The following is a 15867-nucleotide window of genomic DNA, read 5'->3' as shown; positions in this document are numbered from 1 at the left end:
ACAAGTAAAAATAAATAATACTTTACAAACGCGCATTATTTAAGAATATTAAATTTGCAATTTTTTGCTGAATGATTCTAAGTTTATACAAAATGTATTAATTAAAATATGAATAGTAATTTAAAAAAATAGTTTAAATGATATATTTAATTAGGAGAAATGATAAAATGAAAAATACTAATATTTATGTTATACATGGTTATACATCTTCAAGTGAAGGAGAATGGTTTCCATGGCTGAAAGAACAGTTTAAAGATGGTTTGACTACAACTTATATTCCTAACATGCCTAATTCGGACAACCCCTATCTCGAGCCTTGGCTTAACCATCTTCGTCAAAGTATTCCCGATATTGATGAAAATACAATATTTATTGGTCATAGTCTCGGTTGTGTTACATCATTATTATATATACTTGAAAAAAATATAAAAATAAAAGGGGCAATACTCGTTTCAGGATTTATAAATAGAAATCCCATGAAGGAACAAACAGAAGGACTTCAGGAGTTTGTAAATGTGGTACTTGATATTGAAAGAATAAAAAGTTTAATTCCATCACGAACTGTTATTACTGCAACAGACGATGATATTGTTCCAACTGAAGCAACACAAAAATTGGCCAAAGAGATAGATGCAAAACTTATTATTCTTTCATCAGGAAAGCATTTTATTGCTCGTGATGGATATACTAAATTTCCTGTTTTATTAAATGAAATTCAGAAATTAATTACAGAATAATAACTGCATTATAAATTATTGTTCATTGATGTAATTTATTAAATATAGATTAATATTATAAAACTTATAATTAGATATAAAAATTTATTGATAACAAAATTAAGTCTTATATATAAGAAATGAAAGCACTCCATTTTAGTTTCAGATGTCTTATTGGGATTATACACCATAATTATATAATATGGATAGGTTGCAAGGGAGGACCAAACTTGAATATGAAGAATAAACTTGTATTAGGTATATGTATAGTATTTTTACTTAGTACTATCAGCGGTTGCGGAGTAAGTGATAATAAAAAAGATATATATAGTAGTATGTATACCGATAATGAAAAAATTGCACAAAAATCTGAGAATCACACACATACAACATATAATATTAGTAATAATTCTGATGATGATATAGAATTTCAATATGGTGGTTTTTCTGGTGTTGATACAATTTGGATTTTAAAATCAAAAGATGATGAGGAAATTACATTAGATTATGATTCAAAAGTTAACAGTGGTGATTTTAAGGCGGTTTTGGTTAACCCAGAAAAAGAAGTACAAGATATATTAGAAGGAGCAGATCAAGGAAATAAAACAATAAAGTTAGCAAAAGGAGAGTATAGATTTAAGCTCGTAGGAAACAATGCTAATGGAAAAGTAAAACTTTCAATTGCTCAAAATAAAAATGTTGAAATTGAAAGTGCACTAAAATAAGTAATAGATTAAAAATCACATTATTCATAAATGAAAGTGTGATTTTTTAATAGATAAATAACCATAAGATTCATCATATAAGGAGGAAATGAAATGATTGAATTAACAACGTTGAAATTATTATTTGAAATAGGAGAAATGAAATTTTATATTCATCCAGTTGTAATTAAAAACAATGAGGATTTAATTTTAATTGACACAGGATACCCTAAGTTTTTGCCAGTAATAGAAGAAGCTTTTGAGAAACATGGGTTGGATATGAGAAACCTCAAACAAGTTATTTTAACTCACCACGATCATGACCATATGGGAGCAGCAGCGGAACTTGTAAAAAAATATCCATATGTAAAGATGAAGTGTTCTGCAGAGCAAATTCCATATGTTTTAGGAAAAAAGAAATCACTTAGGTTAGAGCAGGCGGAAAAATTGGGAGCAGATGATGGATTTATACAAATGATAAAAAGTGTAGAGCATTTGGATTCTGCTTCAGAGGTAACAGATAATGAAATAATATGTGATGGAGTAAAAGTTATTAAAACGCCAGGGCATATGATAGGACATATTTCTATTTATATTCAACCAATGAAAACTTTAATAAGTGGAGATATGCTGGTTTCAGAAGGTGATGTATTAAGTATTGCTGATGAAAGATTTGTGTTAGATAAAGAAGAAGAAATAAATTCACTAAAGAAAATTGTTAATTTGGATATTGAAAAAATTATATGTTTCCATGGTGGAGAGTATAAAAGCAATAATTTAAAAGAGAACTTAAAAAAAATTATTGCAAAGGGGTATAATTGCTAATTAACAAATTACAAGAGAAGTTTTTTTTATGTGCCCAAATAAATTCTAATTTATTTGTGGCTGATATATAAATTGTTTAGAATTCAGAGTTATTGAATTGATGGTAAAGAAAACTTTTAAGGAAATATGAAGGTTTAAAAATAACAAAAAATGAGAAGCTATTGAAATAGAAGAGGAGTAATATTATGGCTTATAAATTAAAAGAAGTAACAATGCGAACTAATAATTCTAACGAAGGCATAAAAATGATTAGTGAAATGTGGGAGGATATTGCAAGTGGAAAACTTCCACTTTTGTTTGATAGTGAACATATATTTCAACAAGGTATTTCGCCAATTTCAAAATATAGTAACTATTCTAGTGATGAAAATGGGGATTATGATCTCACTATGATGTCTGTAAGTGCTGACTTTTTTCAAGAAATGGACATAAAGGTCAGTAAGGGTTTATACAAAAAATATGATGAAAAAGATGAAAATGGAGAAATAGGCGCATGTACAAGAAAAGCATGGGAAAAAGTATGGCATGAGCAAAAAATAGGTGATATAAAGAGGACTTTTACTGAGGATTATGAGAGCACTGTTCCTGGTAAGTATACGAAAGATGGAAAGCCACATTGTTATCTATATATTGCTATTAAATAGAATGAAAAATGAGATTTTAGGCACATCAAATTGTTATTTTTTTGATTGTGCCTAAAGTAGATATATTTACGATGAATTAAAAAATATTGGTGAAGAATAGGCGTGGCTTAAAATATAAGAAATATGTGTTTCTGCGTGTATCCATAGATTGTTAGCACTTGAAGGTGCAATTTAAGGTGTTAACAAAATACAGTTACCACAGGAATGTAAAGCTAAGCTAAAATATTTTTATAATTGGAATAAAGCTAAATAGTAATTTATATAATTTTAACTAAAACACAAAATTTATAGGGGGAAACGGTATGAAAATTGAACATGTTGCAATGTATGTAAATGACTTGGAAAAAACAAAAAAATTCTTTATTTCTTACTTGAACGCAAAGTCAAATAATGGATATCATAATAAAAATACTAATTTTAAATCTTATTTTTTGACATTTGAGGATGGGGCACGTTTGGAAATCATGAATAAACCGAATATGGACGATATAGATAAAACTTTGGCACGAACTGGTTTTGTTCATATTGCTTTTAGTGTTGGAAGTAAAGAAAAGGTTGATGAACTCACACAGCAACTTAAACAAGATGGATATGAAGTGATTAGTGGACCAAGAACTACTGGCGATGGATATTATGAAAGTTGCATAATTGGTATAGAGGGAAATCAAATTGAGATAACAGTATAATGATAATTCAATTGATATTAATGGAGAACAGTTTAATGTTACAAAAGGTAACTTAGATGTTAAAACAATTGACAAGTATCTAAAATCAATCAATCCATCTTATATAGAGCATTAAAATATCTCTATAAGTAAAATAAATAGCAGCTTAAGGCACAATCAAAAAAATATCGCATTATTCAAGAAATTGAACTTGCGATTTTTTTATCCCAATACGAGAAAAATTAATGTATAGAAGTGTGTTAGGAGATAGATAAATGAATATGTATACGCCATCTAAATATGATATTGGTATTGTTTTGGTATGTTTAATTATATTAATGTTTGTCAGTTGTATGATAATAGCTGAAATACAGAAAAGAAAAAATAAATTAAGATATGGAATAGTTAATCTATTATACTTAATTGGATTTTTTCTAATTATAATATTAGCGCAAGTATTTAATTTTAGATATATATTTAATTTTCTTATTTATGTATCAGGAATATTTATTTTAGGAAAAGATGTTATTTCATTTATAATAAAGCAGAAACATTTAAATGAAAAAAAACAATCAATTAAAATAAAATGCTACTGGGTTGGAAGCATAATTACATATTTTATGATTACATTATTAAATAAAATTAATAATCCTAGTTTTGAATTAGTAGAAATATATTTCATATTAGTATTATTGATTGATTTGCCTATAGCTTATTCATTAAATCACTATTTAAATCTTTATGAAAGTGGTATTGCAATTTCTACATTTTCATTTCCTAAAAAAATAATACCTTATGATCAAATCATTCCATATGAAAATATTGAGAATATAAGTATTTTTGAATATCAAAAAAACAAGTTTATTATAAATATAAAAGTTAAAAATTCTAAGAGAAAATCACCTTATGAATATATCATTAATGATAGAGGAAAAAAAGAGTTTCTTTCATTTATAGAAAATTATATTTCTGAGAGTAGAGTTACTAGAAATTGAAAATTGCTTAAGCTCAAAGCATGTTAAATTAGGTAGGAATATGGAGATAGAGTTACTTCTTAAAGAAAAAGTGAAAGTGTGAATTTTATGTTCTTTAGAAATTAAATAATGATATTATAATTTTATGTTATAATATGGAATATGATGAAAATAATTACGGAGAATAAAATGAAAGTGAGAAAATAAAAATGAAAAGAGTAAAGTTACTGAAATTTATAGAGATTTCGTTGGCAGTATATTCAATATTAATATTAAATCCAATAGGCGCAAATGCTGAGTGGAAACAGAATTCAAATGGATGGTGGAATACAGAAGGGGATTCATGGTCAGTAGGTTGGAAAGAGATTAATGGAAAATGGTATTATTTTGATAGTAATGGATATATGAAAACAGGCTGGATACAGGATGGAGATAAGTGGTATTACTTAGATAATGATGGTGCTATGGTTAAGGATACTACAATTGATAGCTATACATTAGGTTCAGATGGAGCTTGGGTTCAAAATTCTCAAAATAGTTCAGAACAAAGTACATCATTACAAAATAATTCATCAAATATTGCTTCAGAAGCTAAAAAGACAAGTGATGAAACCGGTACAAGTAATGAACTTGCAAATTCTGAAGATCAAAATAGCAAATCAAGTAATAACATTGATGGTGAAACTGAAGTAAGTAATGGAAAATCTAAAGTTAAAGATGGAGATATTATTGGAGTTTCTGATGGTTATACTTACTATATAAATAGCACCGGCATATACAAGATAAAAGATAATGAAAAAATTAAATTAACAAGTGATGATTATATTGTTGATGTTGTCCTTTATAAAGGATCAATATATTATGCATTAGGACCTGAAATGGTTGAAAATAATGTGGTTAAGGGTGGATTATATAAAGTTGATATTGATGGAAAAAATAAAGTTCAACTTTCTGATCAGTTGGTTGAGAATATAAATATATATAAAGATTGCATATATTACAGCGGTACAAGCTCTGTTACCACTGGTAATACAGTTAGCAATGAGAATTTAGGTATATTTAAAATGAACACTGATGGCACAAGCAGAACAAAAATCAGTGATCATTATGCGAAATTCTTAAAATTAAGTGGTAATAATATTTATTTTAGCAGTTTTGATCATGACTATAAGTTATATAAGGTTAGTATTGATGGAACAAATGAAAAAAAATTAAATGATGATATTAGCTGGGATATTCAGGTGGACGGAAATTGGATATACTACAGTAATGATCCTTATGATGGTCATACTTGCATACCAGTTCCTCTTGATGAGACAAGGGGAAATATTTATAAAATCACTATTGATGGAACTGATAGAACTAAGTTAAATAGTGAGGCAAGCAGATTGTCTGATGTATCAGATGGATGGATATATTATAATAATTGGTCTGATAAATCTTATAAAATGAAATTAGATGGTAGCAATAAAGTAGTTGTGGAATAAATAGTAGTGCTAGTAGGAGAGGAAGATAAGTTATCATTTGATGAATGAGGTGTTTGCTTTGGAAAGAGATAAAGTTAAAAAAATTATTAAAGAATGGATTTTGAGAATAAATAATGAAGAAGTATTACCAGATAATATCGAAGCTTTAAATTTTGGATTATTTGAACCTTATGGAATTGAGCTGATTGGGGCTTTGATTTATGATGCAGAAGATGATGATTGGGCTTGTGAAGAAGATTTTATACCTAAAGAAAGAGAATGTCCTAAATTAAATGTTGACTATGAATGTGATTGGAGAAATGTGCTTAATGAAATACACATGATTCTGAAAGAATTAGTAGATGAATTGAAGGAATTGCCACTTTTTAGCGTTAAGCATATAACAACAGGTTTTTGTGATGGTGATCTTGTTGTGGTGAGATAATTAGATAAATTTCATATATTGAGGAATATACAACATTTATTAAAATATAACTGAAAAGATTATGAAAAGTTTAAAGTTGTATTAGATAAAAGATATGAAGAATTTTGCAAAGAGGAGAAGTAAATATACAAGAAGTCTTTAGCGAAATCATAAAAGTGTGGTAGGTAAATTAAAATTTGAAAGGGAGATTAAAATGAGATTAGATGGTATTGGGATATTCGTTAGTAATATGAAAACCATGGTTAATTTTTATAAAGATGTTCTTGGATTTGAAATAGAATGGGATGGAAAAGAACCAAACGTAATGTTGAAAAAAGATGGAACACTTTTCATGTTTTATGGAAGAAATGATTTTGAAAAGATGACAAATAAACGATTTAATTATGCAACTGAAATTAAGGCACAATCAAAAAAATAATAGACCAGTATGCTTACCTATTTTGTGTCATACTACGTCAGTAAGTTTTGCCAATAGGCTCGCTATTACCAAAACTCACTTCCTTGTCTGACACCAAATATGTATCGCATCTTTGGTCTATTATTTTCTTTCATGTGCCTAATGATCATTATGAAATAGCTTTAAGTGTTCCTAAATATAATGATGTGGATTTAGTATATGCAGATGTCATTTCTAAAGGAGCAGAATCAGTAATGGAACCAACAACAGAACCTTGGGGACAAAGGACATGTTATATTGCAGATCCTGAAGGAAATCTTATTGAGATTGGTTCATTTAGCGCATGAAAGAAAATAACAAGTCCAAAATAATTTTGGCAAATGGACTTGCTGCTTTTTGAATATGTCTTAATAAATAAGAGGGATTTTAGAGGGGGATAAGGTATGGCTTCTAGTCAAGAATATTTAGATTTTATTATTGAACAATTGAATATACTTGATGATGTTTCTTATAGAAAAATGATGGGGGAATATATTTTATATTATCGAGGAAAGATTTTTGGCGGAATATATGATAATCGCTTTTTGGTTAAGATAACCAAGTCAAGTAGACAATTGATGTCAGATGTAATTGAAGAGTTGCCTTATGATGGTGCAAAACCAATGCTTTTGGTTGATGATGTTGATAATAAAGAATTCTTATATGAGCTGATTACTAATATGTATGAAGAACTTCCTACTCCAAAAGTAAAAAAGAAAAATTAATGATTATTAATAGAAAGTATGTAGATAAATATTATATTGCTAAGATTCTTAAAAAATTCTATTAAGGAAAGTGAATAAGGCTGAGTTGGAAAAGTATGTTATAATAAGCATATATTTGATGATTAAAGGGGGGGAAGTAATGTTTGGTAAGGATTCGGAACAGAGATTTTGTGTTACTTTTAAAGAGAATAGGTCTGGCTGTAAAATAATTGTAGACAAAGAAACTGGAGTAAACTATTTATTTAGTTGGGATGGATATGTTGGTGGGATAACACCATTGCTTAATGAAGATGGAAAACCAATTATTACATCAAACAATAAATAGTATTATTGTATTACAAAAGTATCGCCAATCAAAATGAAATATAAATTATATTTAGAATACCATATTCTTCGAAGTTGAATTTATGGTATTTTTTGAATATTCATTAGTACTTAGAGGATGAATAAGTATATAAAAATTTAAAATGAATTTGGGTAAATAAAAACAAAAAGATTGAATTAAGATACAAATTAGAAATATAAATAATAATTTATGTTTATGAATAGGAGATTAATAAAATGTTAGATAATAAAGGTTTTGATTTATGGGCAGATGGTTATGACAAAAGTGTAAATATTAGCGAAGAAAACAATGAGTATCCATTTGCAGGTTATAAAGATGTATTAAATTATATTTATAACCAAGTAAGAGAACAGGATGGGAGTAATATTTTAGATATTGGATTTGGAACTGGAATATTAACAACTCAATTATATAATTTTGGTTGCAATATTACAGGAATTGATTTTTCAAGTAATATGATAGATATTGCAAAGCAGAAAATGCCTAATGCAACATTAATAAATTGTGATTTTTCTAAAGGATTACCAGATGAAATTAAAAATAAGCATTTTGATTATATAATTAGTACATATGCTATTCATCATTTGACAGATAAAGAAAAGATTAAATTTATAGAATCACTTTCCTCTTTACTAAATGCAAACGGAAAGATATTAATAGGAGATGTTTCTTTTGAAACAAGAAATAAATTAGAGAAAAGTAAAGAAAAATATAGTGATTCTTGGGATAATGACGAAGTTTATTTTGTAGCAGAAGAAATTGAGGAAAGCCTTAATGGTAAATATGATTGTAGGTACATTAAAATATCGCATTGTGCAGGTGTGTTAGTTGTTACAGAAAGGATTTTATGATATGGAATCAGAAATTAAGCTTGCTTATGATAATGACAGAGAAATTAAGGAATTATTTTTGGAATATACAGAGATGTTCATTAAAAATGACTCTAATTTTGAAAAATATTTAAAATTGCAGAATTATGATTCTGAACTTAAACATTTATCAGATAAATATGGATTACCATATGGCAGATTGTATATAGTAAAAGTTGAAAATGAAGTTGCAGGATGCATTGGGTTAAGAAAAATAGATGATGAAAACTGTGAAATGAAGAGATTGTATGTTAAGCCTAAGTTTAGGGGACATAAGATTGCAAACAAGCTGGTTGAAACTATTATTGACGATGCTAAAAGAATTGGTTATAGAAGCATGCTTTTAGATACACTACCTTTCTTAGAAGGAGCTATACATTTGTATAAGAAATTCGGATTTTATGAAACTCAATCATATAATAATAGTCCAATGGATACTTCAATTTATATGAAATTAGATTTGTGTAGGTAATACTGATTTAGCTTTTAATTAACGTATTAATTTTAATAGAAATGGGGGATAAAATGAACAAAAGAGGAATAAAATTTTATAATTTAATTTTTCCTATATGGTTTTTATTGTTAATACCAATCACATGGATTGTTGTTTTGCCAGCAAATTTTTTAATAGATTTTACTGTTGTAGCATTAACAATGAAATGTATGAAAATTGAGGATATTAAGAAGAAGATTAAATCTGTGATTGTAAAGGTATGGATTTTTGGATTTATTGCTGATTTTATAGGTGATGCAGTAATGTATCTTGCTAATGTAATTATTTTTGATAGCAATTCTGAGTTGGGCAAATGGTGGGAGAGTAATATTATATATGGTGTGAACTATAATCCTTTTGAAAACATGTATTCTATGTTATGGGTGACAGTTTGTGTGGTGATCACTGCATTATGTATTTATCTATTTAATTATAAGATATGTTTGAAAAAGTTAAATATTAATGATACTCAGAAGAAAAAACTTTCACTTTCATTAGCTATATTTACAGCACCGTATTTATTTTATATTCCTACAGCCTGTTTTTTTGGTGGAAAATAAAAACAATATTATTTCTTAAGATTATAAATATAGATAAAGTTAATGAAATAATGAGGTAATATATAAATGTTATATAATAATCTATACATAAAAGAAATTCGTCTAAAAAAAGAAATTTATAAAGAAGAAAGCTATGTTAAAGATTTACCTGTAGTTAATAAGGCACAATCAAAAAAATAACAAGTTCATCTGCCAAGCCTATTTTCCATCATGCTACGTCAGCAGATTGTTCTAATAGGCCCGCTATGAGATCAATATGTTTCCCTGCCTGATGGAAAATAATCATGGCATTTTGGACTTGTTATTTTCATTCATGTGCCTAATTTAAATAGCTTAGCTTTATCAAGCAATGTAACTTTTTTTGTTGGTGAAAATGGAAGTGGAAAATCAACGTTATTAGAAGCCATTGCTGTTAATAGTGGATTTAATGCAGAAGGGGGAACAAGAAATTTTTGTTTTTCATCAAATGAAACGCATTCAGATTTATATAAGTATCTTACTATAGTAAAAGGTGTGAAGCGGCCCAATGATGGATTTTTTCTAAGAGCAGAAAGTTTTTATAATGTAGCTACCGAAATAGAAAGATTGGATTCAGGAAGTCTTAAGGGGGTTCCTGTTGTAGATAGTTATGGAGGCAGATCATTACATAAGATGTCACATCGTGAAAGTTTCATTACACTAATGACTAATAGGTTTGGTGGAAATGGCCTATATATTTTAGATGAACCAGAAGCAGCATTGTCGCCAATAAAACAAATGGCTATGCTTACTATTATTAATGAACTGGTAAAGAAAAAATCACAGTTTATTATTGCGACTCATTCACCTATATTAATGGCATATCCAGATGCAGATATATTTGTTATCGATGATGATGGAATTATGAAAACTCCTTATAAAAAGACAGATAATTATATGATAACAAGAAAATTTTTAGAAAACCCTGAAAAGATGATGGGGTATCTGTTTGAATAATGTTATATGACGGTAAGATTATTTGAACTATATTATATAACTAAATATATGTGGGAGGTAATTTATGAAATTGTATTTGACAAGACATGGACAAACAGATTGGAATATAAAGGGGAAAATACAAGGAAGTTGTGATATTGAACTTAATGATACTGGCATAATACAAGCAGAAGAATTGGGTAATACGGTATTAGAAAATAAATATGAATTTTCAAAAATTTATTCAAGTCCACAAAAAAGAGCAATTAAAACAGCAGAAATTTTGAGTAAAGTTACTAATGTAGAATATATACCAATAGAAGGATTAGAGGAAATTAATCTTGGAGAATGGGAAGGATTATCATGGGTAGAAGTCAAAGAAAAATATCCAATAGAATATGATGAATGGTACATAAATCGAAGATATACTAAACCTCCCAAAGGGGAAGCTTATCAAGATATGTTACAGCGTGTTTTAACTTCAATGCATAAGATTATTAATGAGAATAATGATGATGTTGTAATTGTAACGCATAGTGCTGTAATTATGTGTATACAATGTTATTTAACTAACACACCTTTTAATGAAATGACAAAATTTAAAACAGATAATACTTCAATTACAGAAATAGATAGCGATTTATTGATGAAATAAGTAAGTTTTTCAGGATATTACAAAGGAATTAGTAGAAGCATTAGGCAAGAAACCTTTGGAGTTATATAAATCAAGAGATTACATGGCGATTCTTGAAAAAGAAGAAGACATTATTAATCTAAATCCAGATATGGAAAAGTTAAAAAAGCTAAATATATTTGGAATAATAGTTACTTCAAAAGGAAATGATACTGATTTTGTATCAAGATACTTTATCCCAGATTCTGTAATATGTGAGGATCCAGTAACAGGTTCATCACATTGTACATTAATACCATATTGGAAAAAGATTTTGAATAAAAATAAATTTGTAGCACGTCAATTATCTGATAGAAGTGGAACTTTATATTGTAGAGATTTAGGGGATAGAGTAGAGATATCAGGCGAGGCTATTTTTTATTTTGAAGGAAATATTAACATTTGAGGCACTGAATCATTATAACTTATTTGTAGTTAATGGAAATTTAATTATAATTTATCGAGCTGCTTATTGGTAATAACTATATATAAATTTATATTTGATGGGGTGAGTGAAATGGATGAATTTTTTTTACTAGAATAAACTTTTAAGTTTTGGATTAATAAATAAGGAGAAGAAGTTTGGACAAATATACCAGAAAAGAGTTAGCAGAATTATTTAACATAGGAAAAGAAACTTTGCGATATTATGAAAATATAAATTTACTACCTAATACAACTAGGAATAAAAGTGGTTATAGAGTTTATTCTGAGGAAGATGTATTAAGAGTTAAATTTATTCTTCAAATGAAAGATTATGGATTTAGTTTAAGAGAAATATCTGATTTGATTAAGATGGTTAGTAATGATAAATGTGCCAATCAAGATAAGTTAGTAGAGTATATAGATAATAAGATAACTGGAGTTGTAAATCATATTAAAGAATTATATCAATTTGATGATTATTCAAAATATGTTTCAACAGCTTTTGATGCTAATAAAAAATTAAAATGTAGGAAAGAAGTGTTCCCAGAAGATTGCAAAAAGGCATTTGAGTTGGGAAAAAGACTAGTTCAGATGTAAGAAATTAATTATGTTTAACGAAAGGATTTTAATTAATGCGATATTTGAAAAAAATACCTTCTACGGATAAAGAACTGGGTATTAGACTAATATCCGAGGGATGGACAAAACTAAAAGAACCTTCTAATTTAAGCATAGCAACTTTACTATCAGTACCTTTCATGTTTATAAATGGGATAATTTCTATGTCTATTTCTTATTATTTATATCCGCCATTAAAAGAACTTTTTAGTAGTGAGTATGGTTTCAACATTACTTTCACAATAAATTTATTTACTTTTATATATGGATTTATAATTTTTCTGTTTATGACTATACATGAATTTTTTCATGCTTGTTTTATACCGAATGTATTTAAATCAACTCAAATATATTGGGGCATAAATGGCTTTTTGGGATTTGTTTATACTACTCAAAAAATCCAAAAGAGCAGATTTTTAATTATTTCTATTATGCCTTTCATTTTGCTATCAGTTGTATTCCCCTTTATTATAAATTTTTTGGGATTGTTAAACGGATTTACAATATTTCTATGTTTAATAAATGCAATGGGTTCATGTGTTGACTGTCTGAATATGTGTTTAGTAGCAATTCAAGTTCCAAAGGGATCATATATTGTTAATAATGGAGCTGAAACATATTTTAAGTAATTTAAGATTATGAACGTAATATTATTGAATTATATGTAACTTAAACTTATTGAATATAAAGAAAAAGTAAGATAATAGAGAACAGTAAATTATAATTGTAATTTTCAGTTTAAAATAACTTTACCAAATTTTATATTGACAGATATATTGTATACTACTATAATTTACAGTAGTATAATAAATGGTGGTGATTAAATTGTCTTCAATAAATTTAATAATACTTGGCTATTTGCAACACAAAGAGAAAAGTGCCTATGAAATGGTTAAAGAATTTGATATATGGAATCTTACTAAGTGGCTAAAAATCAGTAATCCATCAATTTATAAGAATATAATTAAATTGTGTGATAATGGATATTTAAATTCAAGAACTGTTAAAGAAGGTGAAATGCCAGAAAAAACACTATATTCACTAAATGAAAAAGGAAATTTATATTTCAATGAACTAATGGAAGAAAGTTCAAAACATATAGGAAATATTTATTTAGAATTTAATGCATTTCTAGTTAATATAGAAAATTTACCAGAAGAAAAAAGAAAAGAGTATCTTAAAAATTTCAAAGAGAAGGCAGAAGAACGTAGAGCATTTGTGGATTCAGTTTATAATCACGAAAAACAGCACGGTGAAAAACCTGGTTCTGAATTTCTTATATTAGATTTATATAACGAATTTTATAATGTTTTACAAAAGTGGTCTGAAAAAGTTTTTAATTATTATAGCTAATAATTTAATGTCTCTAATAAATCTTTATATTGGGAGACATTTTTTTCGCCCAACTACTATACTTTATAGTAGTTTATTATACATTAATATAAAAGATATTATAATTTAGGAGGTTTGTCTTATGAACAAAAAACATCAAAACATTTCTTTTATAGCCATTATTTTAGGATTTTTTATGGCACTATTAGATACAACGGTAGTAAATATCACCTTGCCTAAAATGGCTGAATACTTTAGTACTAGTATGGATCATATTTCTTGGGTAGTAAATTCCTATAATCTAGCTACTGCAGTTATTCTAATAACTGTTTCGAGATTGGCAGATCAATTTGGTAGAAAAAAACTGTTTATCGCAGGAGTAGCTGTATTTACTATATCTTCACTACTATGTGGTATTTCGGATTCTCTTCAAGCACTTATATTATTTAGAACAATTCAAGGGATAGCTGCAGCTTTTGTTGTGACTATTGCAGCACCTCTTTCTATTGAAATATTTCCACCAGAAAAGAGAAGATCTATTATGGCACTTTGGGGAGCTTTTTCTGGTCTTGCTGCAGCAAGTGGACCATCAATTGGTGGTATAGTAACTCAATTTCTTAATTGGAGATATATTTTCTTTATTAATATACCTATAGGTTGTATTTGTATACTATTAACTATGAAATTCATAAAGGAATCTTATGATCCAACTGCAAGTAAAAGTATAGACTTTGGGGGAATTATAACAATCTCAGTTTCTATGTTGTGCTTAACTTTCGCATTAATGAAGGCTAATGAAAGGGGCTGGAGTTCAAGCTTCATTCTTTCTTTCTTTGCAGTGTCTGCTATAACCCTTATACTATTTATTATCATTGAACGAAAAGTTAAGGAGCCTATGGTTCCACTTAGTTTATTTAAATCTGTACCATTTACAAGTGGCTCAATTACTGTATTCCTAATCGGAGTTGGTATGATGTCTGGTACTTATTTGTTATCTTTTTTCCTAATTCAGGTTAAAGGATTAAGTCAACTGTCAGCAGGACTTATTATTTCAACTATGTCCTTAACTTCAATGTGTTTTTCATTATTAGCGCCTATTTTGACTAAAAGATTAGGTAGCAGAGTTACTAGTGCATTGGGGATTCTTTTACTTTGTATTTCTTGTTACTTAAATAGTTCTCTTACTCAAAATTCTTCAAATATAGATATTATTTTAAGATTAATTGTTGCTGGTTCTGGTACAGGCTTAAGTATGGCAACACTAATAGGTTCTATAATGGCTAACGTTCCTGTAGAGAAAATAGGAATAGCTTCTGGAATAAATAATATGACAAGAACACTTGGGACTGTACTTGGAGTTGCCTTATTTTTAACTATATTTACATCAAATATGACTATCCAGATGTCTGATGCTAGAGATTCTGTCGTGCAAACAATACAGAATGACACTGTATTTGATGACGAAGCTAAGCTACAGATGATTTCTTCCATCAAAGCAGGTAGTAATAAAAACGCTAGTCTTTCAGAAATATTAAATACAATTGATGAAAAAGAAACTGCTGTACTAGCCTCATCTCCAGCAATGGATGAAAATAAAATCAAAGAAAGTTTTGAAGCTCAAAAGAAAGAAATACAAAAAATAGTACCTAATATTCAAGATACTTTTTTGACCCATACTGTTAAATCATTTAGTTTTACATTTAAAGTGAGTGCTGCAATTCTTTTACCAGGTATACTTTTTGCATTATTCAGTGATAAAAAGAGAAGTTCTGAGATAGAAAATAATTCATTTGTTAAAAACACAAGTAATGCTTAAGGAAACTAAATTTAAGTAGGCGCTGAATAATTATTTTATTCAGTGACCTCTAACACCACCATTCTATATACAGTAGTTCAATAAGAGGTGATATTTTAGTGTTTATGTAAAAGAAAAGTAGGTTCTAATTTTTTATCTATTGTAACATGGGTAAATTACCAAAGAAGTTACAACATTAAA

At 27.9% G+C, this 15867-nt stretch carries 21 protein-coding genes and 2 pseudogenes; all 23 read left to right on the top strand.

What is annotated here, in order from left to right:
- Positions 1 to 167 precede the first annotated feature (167 nt).
- Positions 168 to 737, top strand: coding sequence for an RBBP9/YdeN family alpha/beta hydrolase (locus CLSA_RS16615; protein WP_022747579.1), 570 nt, complete (start codon positions 168 to 170; stop codon positions 735 to 737).
- Between the two features lie 215 nt (positions 738 to 952).
- Positions 953 to 1441, top strand: coding sequence for a hypothetical protein (locus CLSA_RS16610; protein ID WP_022747575.1), 489 nt, complete (start codon positions 953 to 955; stop codon positions 1439 to 1441).
- Positions 1442 to 1534: 93 nt separating this feature from the next.
- Positions 1535 to 2245: an MBL fold metallo-hydrolase gene (locus tag CLSA_RS16605; RefSeq protein WP_022747570.1), complete on the top strand. Its 711-nt coding sequence runs from the start codon at positions 1535 to 1537 to the stop codon at positions 2243 to 2245.
- 185 nt (positions 2246 to 2430) lie between these two features.
- Entirely contained in the window at positions 2431 to 2889 is a 459-nt protein-coding gene (locus CLSA_RS16600) for a hypothetical protein (protein ID WP_022747565.1), read from the top strand.
- 61 nt (positions 2890 to 2950) lie between these two features.
- A pseudogene (locus CLSA_RS24490) lies at positions 2951 to 3142 on the top strand (TfoX/Sxy family DNA transformation protein); the annotation flags it as partial.
- A gap of 49 nt (positions 3143 to 3191) precedes the next feature.
- The gene (locus tag CLSA_RS16595) at positions 3192 to 3575 is read left to right on the top strand and encodes a VOC family protein (RefSeq protein WP_022747561.1); all 384 of its coding nucleotides are present in this window, start codon (positions 3192 to 3194) and stop codon (positions 3573 to 3575) included.
- A gap of 254 nt (positions 3576 to 3829) precedes the next feature.
- Positions 3830 to 4549 (top strand): hypothetical protein, encoded by a 720-nt coding sequence (locus CLSA_RS16590; protein WP_022747559.1) that lies wholly within the window; start codon positions 3830 to 3832, stop codon positions 4547 to 4549.
- Positions 4550 to 4737: 188 nt separating this feature from the next.
- Positions 4738 to 6015, top strand: coding sequence for a DUF5050 domain-containing protein (locus CLSA_RS22210; RefSeq protein ID WP_022747558.1), 1278 nt, complete (start codon positions 4738 to 4740; stop codon positions 6013 to 6015).
- A 58-nt stretch (positions 6016 to 6073) separates the two neighbouring features.
- Positions 6074 to 6439: a hypothetical protein gene (locus CLSA_RS16580; protein ID WP_196774160.1), complete on the top strand. Its 366-nt coding sequence runs from the start codon at positions 6074 to 6076 to the stop codon at positions 6437 to 6439.
- A 193-nt stretch (positions 6440 to 6632) separates the two neighbouring features.
- Positions 6633 to 6857, top strand: coding sequence for a VOC family protein (locus CLSA_RS16575; protein ID WP_418235956.1), 225 nt, complete (start codon positions 6633 to 6635; stop codon positions 6855 to 6857).
- Between the two features lie 140 nt (positions 6858 to 6997).
- Positions 6998 to 7183: pseudogene (locus CLSA_RS16570) on the top strand (VOC family protein); the annotation flags it as partial.
- A 96-nt stretch (positions 7184 to 7279) separates the two neighbouring features.
- Entirely contained in the window at positions 7280 to 7600 is a 321-nt protein-coding gene (locus tag CLSA_RS16565) for a TfoX/Sxy family protein (protein ID WP_022747556.1), read from the top strand.
- Positions 7601 to 7739: 139 nt separating this feature from the next.
- Complete coding sequence (locus CLSA_RS16560; RefSeq protein ID WP_022747555.1) at positions 7740 to 7925, top strand: DUF6440 family protein; 186 nt, start codon at positions 7740 to 7742, stop codon at positions 7923 to 7925.
- 236 nt (positions 7926 to 8161) lie between these two features.
- Complete coding sequence (locus CLSA_RS16555; RefSeq protein ID WP_022747554.1) at positions 8162 to 8797, top strand: class I SAM-dependent methyltransferase; 636 nt, start codon at positions 8162 to 8164, stop codon at positions 8795 to 8797.
- 1 nt (position 8798) lies between these two features.
- Positions 8799 to 9287, top strand: coding sequence for a GNAT family N-acetyltransferase (locus CLSA_RS16550; RefSeq protein ID WP_022747553.1), 489 nt, complete (start codon positions 8799 to 8801; stop codon positions 9285 to 9287).
- 53 nt (positions 9288 to 9340) lie between these two features.
- Positions 9341 to 9868, top strand: coding sequence for a hypothetical protein (locus CLSA_RS16545; RefSeq protein WP_022747552.1), 528 nt, complete (start codon positions 9341 to 9343; stop codon positions 9866 to 9868).
- A gap of 315 nt (positions 9869 to 10183) precedes the next feature.
- Entirely contained in the window at positions 10184 to 10843 is a 660-nt protein-coding gene (locus CLSA_RS16540) for an AAA family ATPase (protein ID WP_022747550.1), read from the top strand.
- Between the two features lie 64 nt (positions 10844 to 10907).
- Positions 10908 to 11477: a histidine phosphatase family protein gene (locus CLSA_RS16535; protein WP_022747549.1), complete on the top strand. Its 570-nt coding sequence runs from the start codon at positions 10908 to 10910 to the stop codon at positions 11475 to 11477.
- Positions 11478 to 11493: 16 nt separating this feature from the next.
- Positions 11494 to 11901: a PhzF family phenazine biosynthesis protein gene (locus tag CLSA_RS16530; RefSeq protein WP_335618180.1), complete on the top strand. Its 408-nt coding sequence runs from the start codon at positions 11494 to 11496 to the stop codon at positions 11899 to 11901.
- 176 nt (positions 11902 to 12077) lie between these two features.
- Positions 12078 to 12518 (top strand): helix-turn-helix domain-containing protein, encoded by a 441-nt coding sequence (locus CLSA_RS16525; protein ID WP_022747547.1) that lies wholly within the window; start codon positions 12078 to 12080, stop codon positions 12516 to 12518.
- Between the two features lie 35 nt (positions 12519 to 12553).
- On the top strand, positions 12554 to 13168 hold the full coding sequence (locus CLSA_RS16520) for a DUF3267 domain-containing protein (RefSeq protein WP_022747546.1): 615 nt from the start codon (positions 12554 to 12556) through the stop codon (positions 13166 to 13168).
- 196 nt (positions 13169 to 13364) lie between these two features.
- Positions 13365 to 13892: a PadR family transcriptional regulator gene (locus CLSA_RS16515; protein WP_041716307.1), complete on the top strand. Its 528-nt coding sequence runs from the start codon at positions 13365 to 13367 to the stop codon at positions 13890 to 13892.
- A 121-nt stretch (positions 13893 to 14013) separates the two neighbouring features.
- On the top strand, positions 14014 to 15687 hold the full coding sequence (locus tag CLSA_RS16510; RefSeq protein ID WP_022747544.1) for an MFS transporter: 1674 nt from the start codon (positions 14014 to 14016) through the stop codon (positions 15685 to 15687).
- Positions 15688 to 15867: the final 180 nt, after the last annotated feature.

Source organism: Clostridium saccharobutylicum DSM 13864 (assembly GCF_000473995.1).
Taxonomy (GTDB): Bacteria; Bacillota; Clostridia; order Clostridiales; family Clostridiaceae; genus Clostridium; species Clostridium saccharobutylicum.
Note: the sequence above shows the minus strand (reverse complement) of the source record. Positions and strands in the feature narration are given on the sequence as shown.